A 21,766-nucleotide genomic window follows, 5' to 3' on the forward strand; every position below is an offset into this window, starting at 1 on the left:
AATTATGAAAAAAATGTTAGTGATAGCTGCTTTAGCTATCTGCAGTTTTGCAAACGCACAAAAAGGAACAGTATTAGTAGGTGGAAACATCTCTTATTCTTCTGAAACAAGAGATTTTGGTAATGCAGAAAGAAAATCAAATGAATTTGCTTTTTCTCCAAAAGTAGGTTACCAATTTCACGAAAACTGGACAGTTGGAGGTGAGTTTACAGTTGCTTCTTCAAAAGATGATCAAGGTGTAAATGAATACAAAACAAACAGTTCTAAATTTGGTGCATTTGTACGTTACACAATGCCATTAAGCCAAACTTTCTCAGTATTCGCAGATTTAGGAGCTGGTTTCCAAAATCAAACTGAAAAAGATTACGTTGGATCAAACTACACAAAATATAAAGCAGATGGAATGTATATTGGTGTAACTCCAGCTCTTTTTATTAACATGAAAAATGGTTTCGGTCTTAACTTCAGCATTGGTGGTTTAGGTTACGAAACATTAAATTATGATAACAACGGTCCAGATGTTAGCAGATTTAATTTCAATTTTGGTAAAACAGCAAGCATTGGAATCTCTAAAAACTTCTAATCTTTAGTTTTTATATTCAATTTCAGAAAGCGCTCCAAATGGGGCGCTTTTTTTATAACCATTTCTTAGTGTTATTTTAATTTTTAATCTGTTTGAAATAAGTGTTTTTTAATTAATCGTTAAGAAAATCATTGCGATTCGATGTTGGTATTTTAATTGTTTGCTGTATGAAATCTTAATAAATACCATATATGAAAAAAATGCTACTTATTCTTGCATTAGCTATGGTTAGCTTTGCAAATGCCCAAAAGGGAACAATTTTAGTTGGTGGAAATTTTAGTTATAACTCTGAAAAAAATGAGCGCGAAATTTCGCCGACCAAAACAGATGCACTTGCTTTTTCTCCAAAAGTAGGGTATCAATTTCATGAGAACTGGACAGTTGGAGCTGAGCTTTCTTTAACGTATTCAAAATCTAGTATTGAAGACGGAGAAGGAAAATACACTGCATATAAAACAGGTGCGTTTGTACGTTACACAGTTCCGTTAAACGAAACTTTTTCAGTTTTTGCAGATTTAGGCATCGGTTATCAAAATCAGAAAAATAAATATTATGATAATGGATCACTTACTTCTACCAATGGGGGTAACGGGATTTACACTGGTATAACTCCTGCGCTTTTTATCAATATGAAAAAAGGTTTTGGTTTAAACTTTAGTATTGGTGGTTTAGGATATGAAACATTAAGCTATGATCTTGATGATGAAGGATATGATTCTGATTATAGCAAATTCTTCGTCAATTTTGGAAAAACAGTAAACATCGGAATTTCTAAAAACTTTTAATTTTTGATTTCTTATAATATGAAAGCACTCCAACTTGGAGTGCTTTTTTTGTTTGGTGATATTATGGAAAACTAAAATTCGTGGCAAAGAAAACATTTAATCTTCTAATCAAATTAATCTGAGCCATATTTTATCCTAAAAATAAAATGTATTTTTGAAGTCTCGATGATTAATCTAAAATCATCAATCTAATATCTAAAATTCAACAATGAACTGGGAACAACTTTTATCATTAAAACGTCAGGGAGATACAAGCAAAAGATTACGCGTAGAACAAGATGATACTCGTTTAGGATTTGAGGTAGATTATGACCGAATTATATTTTCTTCCGCTTTTAGAAGTTTACAAGATAAAACACAAGTTATTCCGCTTTCTAAGACAGATTTCGTGCATACGCGTTTAACGCATAGTTTGGAAGTTTCTGTTGTTGGACGTTCGCTTGGGCGTTTGGTTGGAAAAAAAATCATTGAAAAGTATCCTTATCTAAAAGAAGTTCACGGTTACCATATGAATGATTTTGGAGCAATTGTTGCCGCAGCGTCATTGGCGCATGATATCGGGAATCCGCCTTTTGGACATTCTGGAGAAAAGGCAATTGGTGAATATTTTTCTAGTGGAAATGGTCAGAAATATAGAAACCAGCTTACTGATAAACAATGGCAGGATTTGATTGATTTTGAAGGGAATGCTAACGGATTTTCTGTATTAACAGCAAGTCGCCCAGGAATTGAGGGTGGACTTCGTATTTCGTATGCAACCTTAGGCGCTTTTATGAAGTATCCAAAAGAAAGTCTTCCAAAAAAACCGACCAATAATATTGCCGATAAAAAGTACGGATTCTTTCAGTCGGATAAATTATTCTTTGAAGAAGTAGCCAAAGATATGGGAATGATTGCCAATAAATCTGGGGAAGATATTGGTTTTGAAAGACATCCATTGGCTTATCTAGTCGAAGCAGCAGATGATATCTGTTACACAATTATCGATTTTGAGGACGGAATCAATTTAGGTTTGGTTTCTGAAGATTTTGCCTTAGAGTATTTGATTAATTTGGTAAAAGACAATATTGGAGTTTCTAAATATAAATCTTTAACCACAAAAGAAGATCGCATTAGTTATTTGCGAGCTTTGGCAATTGGTACTTTAATTAATGATGCGGTAAATGTTTTTGTTGAAAATGAAGAAGCAATTTTGGCTGGAAACTTCCCGTATGCATTAACAGATAAAAGCAAGTACAAAGCACAAATGAATGATATTATCAAACTTAGTGTTGATAAAATCTATCAGAGCCGTGAAGTGATTGAAAAAGAAATTGTCGGTTATCAAATCATTCAAACATTATTGGATAAATTCATAACAGCATTCAATAATAAATATGAAGGGACAGCTTCAAACTACGATAAACTCATTTTGAAAATGCTGCCAGAGAAACATCATTTAGAGAAAACCAATCTATACGAACGTTTATTGCATATCTGTCATTATGTTTCGCTTCTTACAGATGGAAATGCACTTGAATTGTATGAAACCATTCAAGGACAGAAAAAACGTTAATTGATTTTCATTTAAAATAAAAAATGCCTCTTCCAAGATTTCATGAAAGAGGCATTTTTTTTAATTCTTATTTTATTTATTTGAAAGCGTAAACCAAACCAACGCCAAGAACTTGTCTTAGCTGCATTCTTGGTCCGTCATTTACCTGAGTCGTTGCTCCTGTAGTTGGGTCAACCACATCTTTTTTGGTTTTAATATCATCGTCATAAATTAAATGAACGCCTATATTTGCTTTTACATATGCGTTGACAACAAGATCAAGGCGTGTATCATAATCAATATCGACATTTCCGAATTTGTTTAGGTAATCGGTATACAAGCTTAATCTGTTTTCATAAAAAACGTTTTTATAGATTTCGTTTTTCATATAAGCTGTAAAAAGTATACCAAATTCGGCTTTTACTTTTTGGCCTTCTTCAATTAATATCTGTTGTGTAGGATCTAGCGGGTCTGGCGCATAAACCGCTTTTTTAACCCCGAAAGAACCTTGATTGGCAAGATATTGGTCAAGTACTAAAGTAGTTTTTAATGTAATAGGAGAGAAGTAAAATACTCTGTTTTTTTCTTTATTTGAATTCTCGGCTCCGGCTCCCAGAAAGATATAAGCTGGCGCAAAAGGTCTAGAGATCGCGACATCTCGGTTTGGATAATTATAACCGTCTGTAAATTGTGTGTTGAAGTTTAATTTCGAAGAGTAATACCAGTTTGAAGCCGTATCTTTTCTAAAACCATAAGTTGAGTTGAACTGAAAAGCATCGTCTGTTTTTCTTAACTCAATTCCGTCTTGTTTGTTTAAACCATATTTTACGATAAGCTCGTTTACCCATTTATGATTTTTCTTTGTGTAAGTTCTATTAAATTCACCTTTAAATAAACCTGAAATAGAACTTGTTCCCCCGGCACTCCAGTTTACAAAAGCAATTTCGGAAATGTCAAACCCTAATTGATTTTTTTTGCTCCAGTTGGATGGCGGTTTAGGTGCTTGATTTGGGCTTAAAGTGGTTTGTATAATCTGGGCAAAGTTATTAGAAGTACACAAAAGCAATAATAGCAAAAGGGTAGAACGCAATAATTTCATTTAGGTAATTTTTTTTTGGTTTCGCAAAATAATTATTTTGAACCGTTAGAAAAAAGATTTATTAAACTTTTAACGTCAATTTTACACAATTCTTGCAGTTGATTTACGGTTCCATGTTCGATAAACTCGTCTGGAACACCCAAAATTTCAATAGAATTCTTAAAATTATGTGATGCCGCAAACTCTAAAACTGCGCTTCCAAAACCACCATTTTTAACCCCGTCTTCAATAGTAATTATACGTTCAAAAGTTGAAAAAATGGCGTTTAATGTATTGATGTCTAATGGTTTAATAAAACTAAAGTTATAGTGGGCAATTTCGTTGGAATGAGTTGATTCTTTTAGCGCTTCTATAACATTATTTCCAATTGTTCCGGCCGATAGCACAGCAACTTTCGTACCATCTTTCAAGCATTTTGCTTCATTCCAATTTATTTTTTCGTAATGTCCGAAATTTTCTACTTCCCAATTTGGTAAGACTCCACGACCTCTTGGATATCGAATCGCAATAGGATGATCTATTCCAAATTGAACCGTATATAGAATGTTTTGCAGTTCAATTTCGTTCAGCGGAGCGTAGATCACCATATTCGGGATTGAACGCAGATAAGCGATATCAAAAACACCATGATGCGTTGCACCATCTTCACCGACTAATCCTGCACGGTCTAGGCAGAAAATAACTGGCAGATTTTGCAAGGCAACATCATGAATCACTTGATCGTAAGCACGCTGTAAAAATGTAGAGTAGATATTGCAATATACGATCATACCCTGAGTGGCCATTCCTGCGGCAAGCGTTACAGCGTGCTGTTCGGCAATGCCTACATCAAAAGCACGTTCTGGGAATTCGTCCATCATAAATTTTAATGAACTTCCAGATGGCATAGCAGGTGTGATTCCAATTATTTTTTCATTTTTTTTAGCTAAGTCTAAAATGGTCAAGCCAAAAACATCTTGAAATTTAGGCGGAAGGTTTTCTTCAGATTTTAAATGAATTTCTCCAGTCGAGGCATCAAATTTTCCAGGTGCATGATATTTTACCTGATTTTCTTCGGCCTGCTGCAATCCTTTTCCTTTTGTAGTTACAATATGAAGGAATTTTGGACCTTTTATCTTTTTAAGACGATTTAATTCTTTGATTAATTTAGGAAGATCATGACCGTCTATTGGCCCTGAATAATCAAAATTCAAAGATTTAATAATATTATTTTGTCGCGGATTTTTTCCGTTTTTAACCGAGGTAAGATATTTTTTCAAAGCACCAACGCTCGGATCAATTCCGATGGCGTTATCGTTTAGAATCACTAAAATATTGGCATCTGTAACTCCGGCATGATTTAAACCTTCAAAAGCCATTCCGCTTGCAATAGAAGCATCGCCGATTACTGCAATATGTTCTTTATCGAATTCGCCTTTTAATTTAGAAGCAATCGCCATTCCGAGTGCTGCAGAAATCGAAGTGGAAGAATGTCCAACACCAAAGGTATCGTAAACACTTTCGCTTCTTTTCGGAAAACCCGAAACTCCTCCAATCTGTCTATTGGTATGAAAAATTTCTCTTCTTTCGGTCAGGATTTTATGTCCGTACGCCTGATGCCCAACATCCCAAACCAATAAATCATCTGGTGTATTAAAAACATAATGCAAAGCAATTGTAAGTTCTACAACGCCCAAACTTGCTCCTAAATGACCTTCTTTTACAGAAACAATATCAATAATAAACTGACGAAGTTCTTGAGCAACTTGAGCAAGCTGTTCTTCTTTTAAAAGACGCAAATCGGCAGGATTGTATATGTTAGAAAGTAAATCGCTTTTCATTGTATGGTAAAAAGCAAATTTACGGTTTTAAATTTAATTTTCTTGCCGAGTCTACTTCAATAAAATAGGAACAGAATATTGCATTCTGACTTTTTTTCCATTTGATTCTCCGGGTTGCCATTTCGGGCATAAACTTAAAACTCTGATAATTTCTTTTTCTAAAGGTTCTTCAACTGCTGGAGAACATTCAAGAAATGAAACACTTCCGTTTTTTTCTACAGCAAATGCAAGCGTAAAATTAAGTTTCCAATAATTTACATTTTCTGGCTTTTTATATTCTTTCATGAAGAAAGTATGAAATTGGTCGATACCGCCTGGGAACTCAGCGTTAGAACTTGAAAAGGGTTTTAGGGATGATGCTGGATCATCTTTTTTTACTTTATCAGGTTCAGAAGGTTTATCTTTGGTAGATTCTCCAGATACTGTTAGTATATTTTTCTTTAATGTAGCTTGTTCAACTTTTAGTGTAGGCGATTGCGTTTGTTCTAATTTCTTTCTGCTTATAGTAGTATCTACAGTTTGTGATTTTGTTGCTGAAATATTTGTGACAACTTCAACATTTTTAATTTCTTGTTTTTTATCTTCTTTATTTTGACAGCCGAAAAAAAGTGCAGTTATAACCGCAGACAGCATTGGCAAAAACAATTTGCAGTTTGTCTGAACAGTTATTTTATGTTTTTTTTCCATATTCTATCTATCACGATTTAAAAGTAATAAAAAATAAGTTCTAAAATCCTATTTTTGCATCTATGGAAAATCCTTTTACTGACGAATATTTCATGAAAAAAGCTTTGCAGGAAGCAGAAGCAGCTTTTGAAAAAGGCGAAATTCCTGTTGGAGCTGTTATAGTTGTAGCCGATAAAGTTATCGCGAGAAGTCATAATTTGACAGAATTGCTAAATGATGTTACGGCTCATGCCGAAATGCAGTCTATTACCGCAGCGGCAAACTTTCTGGGCGGAAAATATTTAAAAGATTGTACGCTTTATGTAACACTCGAGCCTTGCCAAATGTGTGCAGGAGCTTTGTATTGGAGCCAGATTTCTAAAATCGTTTTTGGTGCGCGAGATGAACAACGCGGTTTTATTAATATGGGAACAAAACTGCATCCTAAAACTACTGTTGTTTCTGGTGTAATGGCAAACGAAGCTGCCGATTTAATGAAACGTTTCTTTCTCGAAAGACGTAAGTAATACTAAATAACATGACAGATTTTTCAGTAATAAAAAAGCTATTTCATATTGCAGAGCCAAATGGTTTTACAAACGATGAAATTCAAATTGTAAAAGATATCTTCGGACAGCTTCCTAAAGTTTTTGTTGATTATTATGCTGAATTAGGTAAAATTCAAAACTTAAATCATACACAGGATTTGTTGATTGTTCCAGAACGTTTTCAATATTATAAAAACGATGATTATTTGATATTTTATTCTGAAAATCAAAAGGGATGCGTTTGGGGAATTCACAAAGAGGATTTGTCAAAATCTAATCCTCCAGTTTACATGAGTTATGATGAAAAAGAATGGAGTCTGGAAACAGAAACTTTGACAGATTTTTTCACTGCAATGGCGTATTTACAAGCAAGTTTCGCATTAGATTTTACTTGTGATACATTTTATGAAATCGAACCAAATGAATTAGATTTCATTACTCAGAATTTTTCAAATAGAGGAGTTTTTTTCAGGCAATGGCTTGAAGGAATAAAATTCTATGGAAATCATTCGGATGATGTAATTGTTGTCATAAATGGCAATCAAATGCATTATTCCTCAAATACCGAAGAACACTTTCTTGAGATGGATAAAGTGTTGTCAAAATTAGGTTCTGAGCTTTGAGAGCAATGATAAAACTTCAACAAAAGTTAAATAATCATTATTAGAGAATTTTCTTCTTAAATAAATCAAGAAATAATTTACTTTTATCGTGATTTAATTTGTATTTTTCTGTTGCATCTTATAACAGTAAAATCTATTAAATTTTGAATTTGTTAACCATTTAACTCTCAATAAAAGTGAAGGCAAAAGGATTATTTCTCGTATTTTTAGTGGTTTTTATATTTGAATCCTGTGGACGCAAATCAGCTGCAGATTTCAATTCTGATTTTTCGTTATTCAAAGATTACATAACCAGTTTCACAGGCGGTATTGTTTCTGCAGATTCTGATATCCGTGTGGTTTTGGCTTTCGATAAAAACGATTGGAAACCTAATCAGGAATTAGACAGCGATTTGTTTGATATTTCGCCAAGTGTAAGCGGAAAAGTGATTGCACTTTCGACAAATACTTTGGCTTTTATTCCAGAGAAAAAACTTAAAATGGGAACAGAATATCAGGTTACTTTAAACTTAGATAAACTGACTGCCATTCCAAAAGAGAAAGAAAAGGAACTTTCGAAATTCAATTTTACAGTCAAAACAGTAAAACAGGATTTTACAATTAATACAGGCGATATTCAGTCGTACAGCAAAGAATATCAATATTTAAACTGCGTTTTAAAAACAGCTGATAATATTGATTTGGAAACCGCTCAAAAACTGGTTGAAGCCAAACATAACGGAAATAATCTTAAAATTAAGTTTGAGAAAGTATCTGGTCCGGCAAAAGAATTCCGTTTTATAATTGATAGTATTCAACGTCAGTCAGAAGCTTCAAACTTAGAAATTATTTACGACGGAAATGATTTCGATATTGATCAAAAAGGACAAATCGATTTCCCGATTACAAGCATCAATGAATTTAAAGTTATAAAAGTTGAAGTTCCAGACGGAAACAATCAGCAGGTTTTAATTAATTTCTCTGAACCTTTAGAAAAAGGTCAGGATTTTGCTGGATTGGTTTCGATTCAAAACACTAATAATCTGAAATTTTCTACACAAGGAAATTTACTTAAAGTATATTTTACGAATCAAAACGCGCCTAAAAAAGAAGAACCCGTAGCAGTAGTTGCAGAAGAGCCAGCTGCCGTCGCTGTAGATTCGGCTGCCGTTGTGGTTGATTCAGCCGCAGTTGCTGTAGATTCAGCTGCAGCAGTTGCAGAAGAAGTAGTTGAATATGTGCCAGACGAAGAACCTGAACAAATTGTAACAGGCGAATTATTGCTGGAAGTTTTTCAAGGAATAGAAAGCCAGTACGGTAAAAAACTGGAAAACAATTATACAGAAAAAATCTCTTTTGATCAGATCAAACCAAATGTTCGTTTTGTGAAAAATGGAACGATTCTGCCAAGTTCAAACAATTTAAAATTAAATTTCGAAGCCGTAAACTTAAGCGCTGTTGATGTAAAAGTATATAAGATTTACAAAAATAATATTCTGCAGTTTCTTCAATACAACGAATTAAATGGAGGGCAAAACCTAAAGAAAGTAGCGCAGCCAATTGCCAAAACTACTTTGAATTTAAGAGAAAGCACGCTCATAAATCTCTCTAAATGGAATACATATGCCTTAGATTTATCTAAAATTATCAAGCCAGAACCAGGCGCAATTTACAGAGTTGAATTTGTTTATAAAAAGAAATATTCGCTTTATAAATGCGAAACTTCAGAAGGTAATGAAGACGAAGCGGAGGAAGAAGAAGTAGATGAAAACGACGTGAATTACAGCGGAAACTCTTACGACGATTATTACTATTATGACGATTACGATTGGAGAGAAAGCCAAGATCCTTGTACAGGCTCTTACTATTACAATGCAAGAATTGCAACCAATATTTTAGCTTCAGATTTAGGAGTTATTGCTAAAAGAGGTGAAAATAAATCGTATTTATTTGCTGTAAATAATATCGTTACAACAGAGCCGGTGTCAAATGCTAGAGTTGATTTGTATAATTTCCAACAGCAAAAAATAGCAACAGAAGCAACAAGCAGTGAAGGTATAGCATCTTTCCAATTGGACAAATTCGCTTATTTTGCTATTGTAACTTTAGGCGATCAATCGACTTATGTGAAATTGGATGACGGACTTTCGTTATCAGTAAGTAATTTTGATGTTGCGGGTGAAACTTTACAAAAAGGTCTGAAAGGGTTTATTTATGGAGAAAGAGGCGTTTGGCGCCCTGGAGATAATTTGTATTTGTCATTTATTTTGAATGATGCGGTGAATAAATTGCCTAAATCACATCCGATTAAATTCAGATTAAACGATCCGAATGGTAAAACAGTTTATCAGACCGTTCAAAAAACAAACGATTTAAATCACTACGCTTTTATAGTGTCAACAAATCAGGATGCGCCAACAGGAAATTGGGAAGCGATGGTGAGCGTTGGTGGAGCTAAATTCTATAAGAGTATTAAGATTGAAACGATCAAACCAAATCGTTTAAAAATAAAAAATACCTTTAGCAGAAAAACACTTTCGGCTTCTTATCCAAACACGGATAATCTTGAAGTAACGTGGCTTCACGGCGCAATTGCAAAGAATTTGAATGTAGAAATGCAGGCGAAATTCTCTCAGCAGGCAACTACTTTTAAAGGTTATGAAAAATATACTTTTGATGATTTAGCACGACAATTCAGCACAGAAGAAATTAATATTTTCTCAGGAAAATTAAATGAAAACGGAAAAGCATCTGTAAACATTCAGCCAAGATTGCAAGGTCAGGCACCGGGAATGCTTCGCGCTTCATTCATTACAAAAGTGTATGAAGAAGGAGGAGATTTTAGTACAGATGTTATGTCAACAACTTATTCTCCGTACAAAACCTATGTTGGACTTAAAACGCCAGAACTAAACAAGTACAGCATGCTGGAAACGAGAACAAATAATCGTTTTGATGTGGTAACGGTTGATGAAAACGGAAGACCAAAATCAGCTCGTAATCTCGAAGTAAGAGTTTATAAAGTAGACTGGAGATGGTGGTGGGATTCTTCAAGCGATAATTTGTCCAATTATAATTCGTCAAATGCTACAACTTCATACAAAACCTTTGTAATCAATACGGATTCAAGCGGAAAAGGAAGTTTCCAGTTTGCTTTAACCGATGAAGAATGGGGGCGTTACTTAATTCGTGTTGAAGATGGCGAAAGTGGACATGCGACTTCTTTAACTGTAAATATCGATTGGCCAATCTGGTCAGGGAAAACACGCAATAGAGATGCTTCAACCGCAAATATGTTGGTTTTTTCTACAGATAAAAAGAATTATGCCGTTGGAGAAAAAGCACAAATTTCGTTCCCTTCAAGTGAAGGCGGACGTGCTTTAATTTCTGTAGAAAACGGTTCAAGAGTAGTGCAGACTATTTGGGCTGAGACTAAAAAAGGAGAAACTAAAGTTGAGGTTCCAATTACAGGAGCGATGGCGCCCAATGTATATTTCAACATTACATTATTACAGCCTCACGCTTCTACTAAAAACGATTCGCCAATTCGCATGTACGGAATTGTTCCAATTGAAGTAGTTGATAAAAACACGATTTTGGCACCAACTCTAAATATGCCAGATGTATTAAGACCAGAACAGCCATTTACAGTAAAAGTGGGCGAGAAATCAGGTAAAGAAATGACCTATACAATTGCTGTTGTAGATGAAGGTCTTTTGGATTTAACTCGTTTTAAAACACCAAATGCGTGGGATAGCTTCTATGTTCGCGAAGCTTTAGGAGTAAAAACTTGGGACGTTTACGATGATGTAATTGGTGCTTACGGAGGAAAAATAAACCAGATTTTCAGTATTGGTGGCGACCAAGATTTAGGAGGCGGAAAAGCTAAAAAAGCAAACCGTTTTAAACCTGTAGTGCTGTATTACGGGCCATTTAAGTTAGGAAAAGGCGAAACAAAATCACATCAGTTAAAATTGCCAAAATACATTGGTTCAGTTCGAACAATGGTTGTGGCTGGAGATGCTGCTACAAGCGCTTACGGAAGTGTTGAAAAAGCAACACAAGTTAAGAGTCCGCTGATGGTTTTAGCTTCGCTGCCAAGAAAAATTTCACCATCAGAAAAAGTGACATTGCCTGTGACGGTTTTTGCAACTGAAAATAAAATTAAAAACGTAACAATTCAGGTAAAAACAAGCAACGGATTGAAAGTTGCGGGAAGTGCGGTTCAAAAACTAAATTTTGCACAGCCTGATGAAAAAATGGCGTATTTTAATTTGGTTGTTGGTTCTGCGACTGGAATTGCAAAAGTTCAAGTAATTGCAACATCTGGAAGTGAGAAATCAGTTTATGATGTTGAAATCGATATGACAAATCCAAATCCAGTTACGAGTACTTTTACCGATGTTGTTTTGACGCCAAATAGCACTAAAACAATTTCATGGAAAACTTTCGGAATTGCAGGAAGTAACAAAGCAAGATTAGAAGTTTCGTCAATGCCGTCAATGAATTTGAATGGAAGATTGCAATTTTTAATTCAGTATCCTCATGGCTGTGTAGAACAAACTACTTCGTCAGTTTTCCCACAATTGTATTTGAGTGATGTGGCTGATATTGATGCGAAACGCAAAGATCTGATTCAGAAAAATATTGCTGCTGGAATTGCGAGATTGGGTAATTTCCAATTATCAAATGGCGGAATGCCTTACTGGCAAGGAAATGCAATTGCAGACGATTGGGGAACTTCTTATGCAGGACATTTCTTGATTGAAGCAGAGAAAAAAGGATATGTACTGCCAATTAATTTCAAATCGAAATGGTTAGGTTATCAGCAGAAAGAAGCGAAACAATGGCGTTTTGAGCCTAAATACGGAAATGATTTAGCTCAGGCATATCGTTTGTACACTTTAGCTTTAGCAGGAAATGCCGATTTGTCGTCTATGAACAGATTGAGAGAAACAAAAGGTATTTCGAATGAAAGTATGCTTCGTTTAGCAGCAGCTTATGTTTTAGCAGGTCAGAAATCGGCTGGGCAAAGTTTGTTCTTGAAAACCAGCATTGATGGAAGTTCAGATGGCTACAGCTATTACTATTATGGTTCAAGTGAAAGAAACCGTGCAATGGCTTTAGAAACGATGCTTCTTTTAGATCAAAAACAAAAAGCATTTGTTACTGCAGCAAAATTAGCCAAAGAAATGTCAGCTAATCAATGGATGAGTACGCAGACAACAGCTTACTGTTTATATGCAATGTCGAAATTTGCGGTGAGCAATGGTCCGAAAGGAATCAATATCCAATTTAGTAAAAACGGGAAAGGAGAGACAATCAATACAGGTAAATCGGTTGCAGACCGCAGTTTGTCTGTTGCTTCTGGCACAAACAGTATTACTTTGAAAAACAATAAGACGAATACAGTTTATGTTCGTGTATTGAATACTGGAATATTGCCGATAGGACAAGAAAATGCAGTGCAAAGCGATGTTACAGCTTCTATTGTTTTCAAAAATAGAAAAGGAAGCGTGATCAATGTTTCAAGAATTAATCAAGGAACGGAGTTTATTGCTGAGGTTACGATTAAAAACCAAAGAGGAGAAAGTGTTCAAAACGTGGCGTTATCGCAAATTCTGCCATCAGGATTCGAAATTGTAAATACTCGCTTCACAGATTATGGAGACGCTGTAAATAACATCGCTGATTATATTGATATTCGCGACGACAGAACGAATTTCTATTTCGGAATGAAAGCGAGAGAAACTAAAGTGTTCAGAATTCTGTTAAATGCATCGTATTTAGGAAATTATTATTTACCTGGCTTGCAATGCGAAGCGATGTATGATAATACGTTCTTAGCGAGAACAAAAGGATTCTGGGTTGAGGTTGTGAAGTAAAGTTGGTAGCCACGAATTCACAAATTAATTTGTCATAATTTAAATTCGTGAATTCGTGGCGAATAAAAAAATCCTTTTAATCCGCGTAATCTGTGGCAAAAAAACTTTGTGAGCTTTGAGAAAAAAAAGTCTCCCGCAGATTTTGCAGATCAAGCAGATAAAATAAATCTGCTCAATCTGCGAGAGAAAAACTTTGCGTCCCGATAGCTATCGGGATTGCGTAAATCTTTGCGCCTTTGCGGTGAAAAAAAAATAAGTATTGAAAAATAATTTAAAAGCATTCCTCCAGAGTATTATAAACTGGATTAAAAAAAACAAACTAAAATCAGCAATTGCATTTCTGCTTTTGCTGATTTACTATTTTTCGATACCCCGAACTTTATTCAAAGAACCGTATTCAACCGTAATAGAAAGCAGAGAAGGCGAACTTCTAGGAGCTAAAATTGCTCGTGACGGACAATGGCGGTTTCCTGCACAGGATAGCGTTCCAGATAAATTCAAGAAATGTATCGTTTATTTTGAAGACGAATATTTCTATAAACATCCGGGATTTAATCCAGGTGCGATGATAAATGCTTTTAAACAAAATAGAAAAGCAGGAAAAGTAGTCAGAGGAGGAAGTACGTTGACGCAACAAGTAATCAGACTTTCTCGAAAAGGAAAAAACAGAACCTATTTCGAAAAAATAATAGAAATTATTCTCGCTACAAGATTAGAATTAGGTTATTCTAAAAATGAAATTCTTGAAATGTATGCAGCGCATGCACCATTTGGAGGGAATGTTGTTGGATTAGAAATGGCTTCATGGCGTTACTTTGGCGTACAATCCAATCAATTATCTTGGGCGGAAAATGCAGTTTTAGCCGTTTTGCCCAATGCGCCAAGTTTAATTTATCCAGGAAAGAATCAGATAAAATTATTAAACAAACGAAACCGGCTTCTGCTAAAACTTCATCAGGAAGGCATAATCGACAAGCAGACGTATGAACTTTCTGTAGAAGAGCCTCTTCCTCAAAAACCGTATGATCTTCCTCAAATTGCGCCTCATTTATTGCAGAGAGTGGCAAAAGATGAAGAAGGAACAAGGGTAAAAACTACAATTGATTATGCTTTGCAGAATAGAGTTAATCAAATTGCACGATATTATTATAATCAGTACAAACAAAATGAAGTTCATAATCTGGCCATTTTGGTAATTGATGTGCAGAATAGAAATGTAATGAGCTATGTTGGAAATTCTCCAACGGATAAAGACCATCAAAAAGATGTTGATATTATCGATGCTCCAAGGAGTACAGGAAGTATTTTGAAACCACTTTTGTACGGTGCCATGCTTGACGATGGCGAATTGTTGCCGAATACTTTAGTGGCGGATATTCCAACGCAGATTTCGGGATATACGCCTCAGAATTTTAATTTAACGTTTGACGGAGCTGTGCCTGCACATCGTGCTTTGTCCCGTTCGTTAAATATTCCCGCAGTTTTAATGCTTCAGGAATTTACTGTAAATAAATTTTACGAAGAGCTTCAAAAGTTTAAATTAAAGAATATTAATAAAACGCCTGATCATTATGGTTTGTCGCTAATTTTAGGAGGTGCCGAAAGCAACTTATGGGATTTATGCCGAACATACGCCAATTTATCTTCAACGTTAAATTATTACACAAAGCATCAAGCGAAATACAGAACTAACGAATTTACAGAACTCAACTATAAAAACGATTTTAAGCCTGATCTTGGCTCGGAAACTGATCAGAAGAATATTTTGGGTGCAGGATCAATTTGGTTGACTTACAACGCAATGGAAGAGGTTAATAGACCCGAAGGAGACGAAGCTTGGAAGTTTTACGACAGTTCGCTTAAAATTGCATGGAAAACGGGAACAAGTTTCGGAAACCGAGATGCTTGGGCAATTGGAACCAATTCCAGATATGTGGTCGGAATTTGGGTTGGGAATGCGACAGGTGAGGGAAGGCCAACTTTGACGGGAGTAACCAGTGCGGCTCCAATTTTATTCGATGTTTTTAATTTGCTGCCAAGACAAAGATGGTTTGATACGCCTTATAATGATTTGGCCGAAGTTGAGGTTTGCCGTTTAAGTGGCTATCTGGCAAAGGATAATTGCCCGAAAATTAAGCAATGGGTTACTAAAAAAGGAAAATCGACTAAAGTTTGTCCTTATCACAGAACAATTCATTTAGACAAAACAGAGCAGTTTCAGGTAAACAGCAGTTGCGAGAGTATCGATAATATTGTAACTAAAAACTGGTTTGTATTGCCTCCTGTTATGGCATGGTATTACAAAAGCCAGCATATCGAATATTTGCCTTTACCGCCATTCAAAGAAGGATGCGAAGGAACGCAAACTACTACAATGGATTTTATTTATCCAAAGGCGAATAGTAAAATCTATTTGACAAAAGATTTTAATAGTAATGTACAGCCTGTGATTTTAAAAGTGGCTTATTCCGAAAAAGATAAAGAATTGTTTTGGTATGTAGATGATGTTTATAAAGCAACAACAAAAACATTTCATGAATTGCCAATTGCTCCAACAACGGGAACACATTATATTACAGTTGTGGATGCCAGCGGAAATGAAATTAGAAGAAAAATTGAAATTGTGAGGGAATAGGTTTATTGTATGATGTTGAGTTTCGTGTACACGTTTTTGTTTTTAGAAATTCGAAACGAGATTGAAGCAGTAAATCCTTCATAAGTTGGAATCTTTTCTTTGTTGTATGCAAACGAATACCCTAAACCTAAATCTATCATATTAAATACAGTTAAACCACCTACTGCATAAGCATTTTTAGAGGAACTGCCTGCTTTTACAAATAGAAGATAGTCTGTATTGTATGATAAATGAATATCGGGAAGTCCATAATATTTGCCATTATAGCTGTTTGTAATTCCGTACCCTGCGCCCAAAAAGAGTTTATTTTTGCTTTGAGTTAGGCAAAATTCTAAACCTCCTGTGAGAAGACTTTTATCAGCAATTGAATAATTCAAATATAGAATTGGCCATTCTGGAATTTTAAATTTTGAATTAGTATTGCTTTTCTTATAATTGGAATTGTTGGAGTCAATCATTTTTCCATCCTTGTTAAACCATTCCGCTCTGCCAAATAATTGTTCCGCTTTATAATCACTTGAATAGCCTTGAAATTGCAATTGATTATTGATTAGATAATAATCCTTAATAACAAAAAGAGAATCGATGTTTTTGATTTTATAACCTATAGCATCTTTTGTTTTTACTTTTAAAGGTTTAATTCGGTAATAAAAAGCTATTTCCTTGTTGCTTGTTTTCCAGTTTTTATCAAAAAAGATTGTGTCATTTTGAGCTGACAATGGAGCAAGTAACATTAAGAAGATTATAGTGATGCAGGTTTTCATTTTTTAAATTATTTAGTAGCCTATAAATTGGCTGTAAGCTTTTCTATTTCTTGTAAATCTTAAATTTATACTCATCGTAAATCCTTCAAAAGCCGGAGCTTTATCTGAATTATACGGTAAGGAATATCCAAACCCTAAATCTATGAAATTCATTAGTGATAGTCCGCCCATTATATAGCCATTTTTGTGGGTGGTTCCAATTTTTGCAAATAATATGGAGATGTTTTGTGATAAATGCAGATCGGGTAAACCATAATATTGCCCATTGTAACTATTTGTGACACCGTATCCAATGCCTAAAAATAGTTTATTGTTGGTTTTGCAGTCTAAGCAAAATTCATAACCTGCAGTTAGAAGACTTTTGTCAGTGATGCTATAATTTATGTAAGTGATTGGCGGACTGGGCACTCTAAATGTTCCTGGAGCAGGTTTATTGAAATCTCTTGAGTAAAGAACAGTGCCGTCTTCCTTAAACCATTTTGCTTTTCCGACATTATCGTTTCCCTCCACATCTTTTGTGTAACCTTCAAATTGCAATGCATTATTTTTTACATAATAATCTTTAATAACATAAAGAGAATCTATATATGGTATTTTTCGTCCAATGGCTTTTCTTGTTTTTATTTTAACAGGTTTCAATCGGTAATAAATAGCAGAATCTTTTACAGTAGTTTTCCATTCCGAATTAAAATAAATAGTGTCATTTTGTGCCGATAGTTTGGATGAAAACAAAAAAAGAATAACCAGGTAATGGATGTTTTTTGTTTTGGCTAACGAAAAAAGACATGTAGTAGCTGTCATATAAATCAATTAAAATATGACAAACATAATGTATGGTAGATAATTAGATGGCTGATAGAAGTTTTTTATATGCCATTATAGGACATAAAAATGAGATCCGAAAAAGCATAAAAAAACCGTCCCGATGCGTCGGGACGGTTTGATGTTTTTATTCTGTAATAACATTTCCTTTTTTGTCATAGAAATGGTATTCTAAGTACGTGTAAGCGTCACGAGGTATGATTTTCACCCATTTCTTATGTTCAAAAAACCATTTTGAACGTAATGATGGAAAACCTTTGCTGAGGTATGCAGCCACAAACGGATGTGTATTAAGCACAACCTTGTTGTGGGTTTTTAAAAGTCTTTCTAAATCAGCGGTGATCTTATCAATGATTAAAATTGGAGCTTCAATTTCACCATTATGTTTGTTAGGATCTTCCTCTCTGGTTTTGATATTCACTTCTGGTCTTACTCGCTGTCTTGTAATTTGGACCAAACCAAATTTGCTCGGCGGTAATATTTTATGTTTTGCTTTATCGTCGCTCATTTCTTCTCGCAAGAAGTCGAACAAAACTTTCCTGTTTTCTGGATTAGACATATCGATAAAATCAACTACGATTATTCCGCCCATATCACGCAGACGAAGCTGTCTAGCGATTTCTGCTGCGGCAATCATATTTACTTCCATGGCTGTGTCTTCTTGGTTGGTCGCTTTATTAGAACGGTTTCCGCTGTTTACGTCAATAACGTGAAGAGCTTCGGTGTGTTCAATAATAAGATAAGCACCTTTACTCATGGAAACAGTTCGGCCAAATGAAGTTTTGATTTGTCTCTCTATATTGTATTTCTCAAAAATCGGAGTATCATTTGATTGATAAAACTTAACAATCGATTGTTTTGAAGGTGCAATTTCTTGCAGATATTCCTTCGTTTGGTGGTACAACTCTTCATCATCTATTTGAATACCGCTGAAGGTATCATTAAATACATCTCTTAATATCGAAGAAGCTCTGTTAAGCTCTCCTAATACTTTTGATGGATGATGAGCAGTTGGTAATTTTTTACACATTGCAGACCATCTGCCAAGCAGGTTCTGCAAATCTTTTTCTAATTCGGCTACGTTTTTGCCTTCGGCTACTGTACGAACAATAACACCAAATCCTTTAGGTTTGATCGATAGAACAAGTTTTTTTAGACGATCCTTTTCTTTTTTGTCTTCTATTTTTTGAGAAATAGAAACACGATCAGAAAAAGGAACTAGAACGATAAATCTTCCGGCAAGAGAAAGCTCAGCACTTATTCTTGGGCCTTTGGTTGATATAGGTTCTTTAACTACTTGAACTAAGACAGATTGATTGGCACTTAAAATATCAGTAATGATGCCATCTTTGTCAATCTCTTTCTCAAACTGAAAGGTTTTTAGGGAGAAATCTTTTAATTTACCTGCGCTTACAAGTTTTATGAATTTCAGCTGAGAAGCTAGATTTGGACCCAAATCGTGATAATGTAAAAAGGCATCTTTTTCGAAACCTACATTCACAAAAGCAGCGTTAAGTCCAGCAACTGGTTTTCTAATTTTGGCAATAAAAATATCACCAACCTGAAAGTTGCTTTTTTCTTCTTCTTTGTGTAATTCAATTAGTTTTCCATCTTTTAATAAGGCAAAATCTACTGCTTCAGAACTAGATCTAATGATTAATTCTTTATTCACACTGTAAATTTTTATCCAGACTTTTAGTTTCAGGTTTTAAGTTTCAAGTTTCAAGTTTTACAACTCATAACTTATAACTCATAACTCATAACTGAATTGTAAGGATGGATTAAACAATATTTTAACAGGTATTAACCCGGTGGAGTTAGTTGCCAGTTTTCAGTCTCAGTAAGCAGTTTAAGCTGCAAACTGTATTGTGTGACTGAGACTATCAAACTCCAATTTCAATGAACGTTTAAAAAGAAAAAAGTAGTTTAAAACTACTTTTTCTTTTTGTGGCGGTTAGCTCTCGCTCTTTTCTTACGTTTGTGAGTAGCTACCTTATGTCTCTTTCTTTTTTTACCACTTGGCATATTGTGTCAGATTTATGTTAATTAATATTATTTTGCTTCGTTGTTAGTTTTAACTCCTTCTACAAAAACTTTTGCAGGTTTAAACGCAGGAATGTTGTGTGCTGGAATTTTAATAGTAGTGTTTTTAGAAATGTTTCTTCCAGTTTTTTCAGCTCTAGTTTTAACGATAAAACTACCGAAACCTCTTAAGTATACATTGTCTCCAGTTTCTAAAGAAGTCTTAACTTCTTCCATAAAAGTTTCTACTGTTGCTTGAACGTCTCCTTTTTCAAGACCTAGTTTCTCTGAAATCTTCGCTACGATATCTGCTTTCGTCATTTTCTTTCCTATTTTATTTTATAAATGGTGTACTATTTTTTTGAGTTTGCAAATATAGGAATTAAAAAAATAATTAATCAAGCTAATTCGTTAAATTTTAATTACATAAACATTTACTTTTGCAATCTAAGTATTTTGCAATGAATTTTCATAACATATTGATAAAATGGTATTTACAGAATAAACGCGATTTGCCATGGCGAAAAACCGTCGATCCGTACCAAATTTGGCTCTCAGAAATTATGCTTCAGCAGACGAGAGTTGTGCAAGGAATGCCTTACTTTTTCTCATTTATAAAGGAATTTCCTACTGTAAAACATTTGGCAGATGCTCCAGAAGAGAAGGTTTTGAAACTCTGGCAAGGCTTAGGATATTATTCGCGTGCTCGAAATCTTCATAAAACAGCTCAATATATAAGTAATGATTTAAATGGAATTTTCCCTGATTCTTATAAAGAACTGCTTAAGCTTAAAGGAGTAGGCGAATATACCGCAGCGGCAATAGCTTCTTTTTCTTATAATGAACCTGTTCCTGTCGTTGATGGAAACGTATTTAGAGTATTGGCTCGTTATTTTGATATCGAATCTGATATTGCGGTTCCGGCAACTAAAAAAGAGTTCGCGGCTTTGGCACAAGAATTAATGCCAAAGGATAATCCAGCGCTTTTTAATCAGGCAATAATGGAGTTTGGAGCGCTGCAATGCGTGCCTAAAAGCCCTGAATGTTCTGTTTGCATTTTCAATGAAAGTTGTGCTGCATTGCAAAAAGGAAAGGTAAATATGCTTCCCGTCAAATCTAAAAAGCTTAAAGTGACCAATCGATATTTTAATTATCTGATTTTGGAAGATGTTTTAGGAAACACATTAATTCAGAAAAGAACCCAAAAAGGAATCTGGCATAATTTATATGAATTTCCGTTGTTGGAAACGGAATCAATTGTTGGTTTTAACGAAGTTTCCAAAAAAGCAAAAGATGAAATTTTTCCAGAATATACTATTATAAGTATAGAAGATTACAGTAAATCGACCATTGTACATAAGCTTTCGCATCAGCATCTGCATATACAATTCTGGAAAATCAAAGTGCAAGAAAAAATCGAAAACGGAATAGATTCCCAAAAATTAAAAACCTTTCCTTTTCCTATTGCGATATATAATTTTATAGAAAAGCAAGAAATAAATTGCTAAAAAAATGTATCTTTGGTAGAAATACCACCAAAAACTATGAACGGAACATTAAATAAAGTGATGCTTATTGGCCATTTAGGCGATGATGTAAAGATGCATTATTTTGATGGAGGAAACTGCATCGGACGTTTTCAGCTGGCTACAAATGAAGTGTATATCAATAAAACGACCAATGAGAAGATTACCTCTACAGAATGGCATAATTTGGTTGTGCGTAATAAAGCCGCAGAGATTTGCGAAAAATATCTTTCTAAAGGAGATAAAATTTATGTTGAAGGAAGAATAAAATCTCGTCAGTGGCAGACAGAAGATGGAACGACAAAATATACGACCGAAATTCAGGTTACAGAGTTTACTTTTCTGACAACCAAAAAAGAAACTGCTTATACAAAACAAAACCAGGATGTAGAGTCGGCAAAAAATACTAACTTTGATGCTGCTAACGAAGGGCTTCCAATTAATGATTTGCCTTTCTAGAGTGATGTTTAACTAA

The 21,766-nt window shown here is 34.6% G+C and carries 16 protein-coding genes; 9 read left to right on the plus strand and 7 right to left on the minus strand.

Features of this window, described 5'->3' with window-relative positions; all coding sequences use genetic code 11:
- The first annotated feature begins 4 nt into the window (after positions 1 to 4).
- The 3 genes from FF52_RS14465 (at position 5) to FF52_RS14475 (ending at position 2,923) form a co-directional block, all read left to right on the plus strand.
- The gene (locus tag FF52_RS14465; RefSeq protein ID WP_008466621.1) at positions 5 to 583 is read left to right on the plus strand and encodes an outer membrane beta-barrel protein; all 579 of its coding nucleotides are present in this window, start codon (positions 5 to 7) and stop codon (positions 581 to 583) included.
- 191 nt (positions 584 to 774) lie between these two features.
- A complete protein-coding gene (locus FF52_RS14470; protein WP_008466622.1) occupies positions 775 to 1,368 on the plus strand; it encodes an outer membrane beta-barrel protein in 594 nt (197 codons plus the stop codon).
- Between the two features lie 208 nt (positions 1,369 to 1,576).
- Complete coding sequence (locus FF52_RS14475) at positions 1,577 to 2,923, plus strand: deoxyguanosinetriphosphate triphosphohydrolase (RefSeq protein WP_008466624.1); 1,347 nt, start codon at positions 1,577 to 1,579, stop codon at positions 2,921 to 2,923.
- A gap of 76 nt (positions 2,924 to 2,999) precedes the next feature.
- On the opposite strand, the gene FF52_RS14480 is transcribed toward FF52_RS14475, so the two are convergent.
- The 3 genes from FF52_RS14480 to FF52_RS14490 are packed head-to-tail and all read right to left on the minus strand — an operon-like array spanning position 3,000 to position 6,508.
- Complete coding sequence (locus tag FF52_RS14480) at positions 3,000 to 4,001, minus strand: DUF3078 domain-containing protein (protein ID WP_008466626.1); 1,002 nt, start codon at positions 3,999 to 4,001, stop codon at positions 3,000 to 3,002.
- Between the two features lie 32 nt (positions 4,002 to 4,033).
- On the minus strand, positions 4,034 to 5,821 hold the full coding sequence (locus FF52_RS14485; protein ID WP_008466627.1) for a 1-deoxy-D-xylulose-5-phosphate synthase: 1,788 nt from the start codon (positions 5,819 to 5,821) through the stop codon (positions 4,034 to 4,036).
- 51 nt (positions 5,822 to 5,872) lie between these two features.
- Positions 5,873 to 6,508 (minus strand): hypothetical protein, encoded by a 636-nt coding sequence (locus FF52_RS14490; RefSeq protein ID WP_008466629.1) that lies wholly within the window; start codon positions 6,506 to 6,508, stop codon positions 5,873 to 5,875.
- 62 nt (positions 6,509 to 6,570) lie between these two features.
- On the opposite strand from FF52_RS14490, the gene FF52_RS14495 reads away from it, so the two are divergent.
- From FF52_RS14495 to pbpC, 4 genes are all read left to right on the plus strand, one after another.
- Entirely contained in the window at positions 6,571 to 7,014 is a 444-nt protein-coding gene (locus tag FF52_RS14495; protein WP_008466631.1) for a nucleoside deaminase, read from the plus strand.
- A gap of 11 nt (positions 7,015 to 7,025) precedes the next feature.
- Positions 7,026 to 7,658: a hypothetical protein gene (locus FF52_RS14500; RefSeq protein WP_008466633.1), complete on the plus strand. Its 633-nt coding sequence runs from the start codon at positions 7,026 to 7,028 to the stop codon at positions 7,656 to 7,658.
- 176 nt (positions 7,659 to 7,834) lie between these two features.
- The gene (locus tag FF52_RS14505; protein WP_008466635.1) at positions 7,835 to 13,522 is read left to right on the plus strand and encodes an alpha-2-macroglobulin family protein; all 5,688 of its coding nucleotides are present in this window, start codon (positions 7,835 to 7,837) and stop codon (positions 13,520 to 13,522) included.
- 259 nt (positions 13,523 to 13,781) lie between these two features.
- Positions 13,782 to 16,157, plus strand: a complete 2,376-nt coding sequence (gene pbpC, locus FF52_RS14510) for a penicillin-binding protein 1C (protein WP_008466636.1) — start codon at positions 13,782 to 13,784, stop codon at positions 16,155 to 16,157.
- 2 nt (positions 16,158 to 16,159) lie between these two features.
- On the opposite strand, the gene FF52_RS14515 is transcribed toward pbpC, so the two are convergent.
- The 4 genes from FF52_RS14515 to FF52_RS14530 form a co-directional block, all read right to left on the minus strand.
- Positions 16,160 to 16,921, minus strand: coding sequence for a hypothetical protein (locus FF52_RS14515; RefSeq protein WP_008466639.1), 762 nt, complete (start codon positions 16,919 to 16,921; stop codon positions 16,160 to 16,162).
- Positions 16,922 to 16,933: 12 nt separating this feature from the next.
- Positions 16,934 to 17,722, minus strand: a complete 789-nt coding sequence (locus tag FF52_RS14520; protein WP_008466640.1) for a hypothetical protein — start codon at positions 17,720 to 17,722, stop codon at positions 16,934 to 16,936.
- Between the two features lie 148 nt (positions 17,723 to 17,870).
- On the minus strand, positions 17,871 to 19,415 hold the full coding sequence (locus FF52_RS14525; protein ID WP_008466642.1) for a ribonuclease E/G: 1,545 nt from the start codon (positions 19,413 to 19,415) through the stop codon (positions 17,871 to 17,873).
- A gap of 380 nt (positions 19,416 to 19,795) precedes the next feature.
- Entirely contained in the window at positions 19,796 to 20,086 is a 291-nt protein-coding gene (locus FF52_RS14530) for an HU family DNA-binding protein (protein ID WP_007805026.1), read from the minus strand.
- Positions 20,087 to 20,226: 140 nt separating this feature from the next.
- On the opposite strand from FF52_RS14530, the gene mutY reads away from it, so the two are divergent.
- Positions 20,227 to 21,273 (plus strand): A/G-specific adenine glycosylase, encoded by a 1,047-nt coding sequence (gene mutY, locus FF52_RS14535; protein ID WP_008466645.1) that lies wholly within the window; start codon positions 20,227 to 20,229, stop codon positions 21,271 to 21,273.
- Positions 21,274 to 21,309: 36 nt separating this feature from the next.
- A complete protein-coding gene (locus FF52_RS14540) occupies positions 21,310 to 21,750 on the plus strand; it encodes a single-stranded DNA-binding protein (RefSeq protein ID WP_008466647.1) in 441 nt (146 codons plus the stop codon).
- Positions 21,751 to 21,766 lie beyond the last annotated feature (16 nt).

Origin of the sequence: Flavobacterium sp. F52 (assembly GCF_000278705.1) — a bacterium.
GTDB lineage: Bacteria > Bacteroidota > Bacteroidia > Flavobacteriales > Flavobacteriaceae > Flavobacterium > Flavobacterium anhuiense.

Coding starts and splice junctions, on each gene's coding strand:
- FF52_RS14470 (WP_008466622.1), top strand. CDS start 775: ATGAAAAAAATGCTACTTATTCTTGCATTAGCTATGGTTAGCTTTGCA.
- FF52_RS14485 (WP_008466627.1), bottom strand. CDS start 5,821: ATGAAAAGCGATTTACTTTCTAACATATACAATCCTGCCGATTTGCGT.
- FF52_RS14480 (WP_008466626.1), bottom strand. CDS start 4,001: ATGAAATTATTGCGTTCTACCCTTTTGCTATTATTGCTTTTGTGTACT.
- FF52_RS14530 (WP_007805026.1), bottom strand. CDS start 20,086: ATGACGAAAGCAGATATCGTAGCGAAGATTTCAGAGAAACTAGGTCTT.
- FF52_RS14465 (WP_008466621.1), top strand. CDS start 5: ATGAAAAAAATGTTAGTGATAGCTGCTTTAGCTATCTGCAGTTTTGCA.
- FF52_RS14520 (WP_008466640.1), bottom strand. CDS start 17,722: ATGACAGCTACTACATGTCTTTTTTCGTTAGCCAAAACAAAAAACATC.
- FF52_RS14495 (WP_008466631.1), top strand. CDS start 6,571: ATGGAAAATCCTTTTACTGACGAATATTTCATGAAAAAAGCTTTGCAG.
- FF52_RS14540 (WP_008466647.1), top strand. CDS start 21,310: ATGAACGGAACATTAAATAAAGTGATGCTTATTGGCCATTTAGGCGAT.
- FF52_RS14490 (WP_008466629.1), bottom strand. CDS start 6,508: ATGGAAAAAAAACATAAAATAACTGTTCAGACAAACTGCAAATTGTTT.
- FF52_RS14515 (WP_008466639.1), bottom strand. CDS start 16,921: ATGAAAACCTGCATCACTATAATCTTCTTAATGTTACTTGCTCCATTG.
- FF52_RS14500 (WP_008466633.1), top strand. CDS start 7,026: ATGACAGATTTTTCAGTAATAAAAAAGCTATTTCATATTGCAGAGCCA.
- FF52_RS14475 (WP_008466624.1), top strand. CDS start 1,577: ATGAACTGGGAACAACTTTTATCATTAAAACGTCAGGGAGATACAAGC.
- mutY (WP_008466645.1), top strand. CDS start 20,227: ATGAATTTTCATAACATATTGATAAAATGGTATTTACAGAATAAACGC.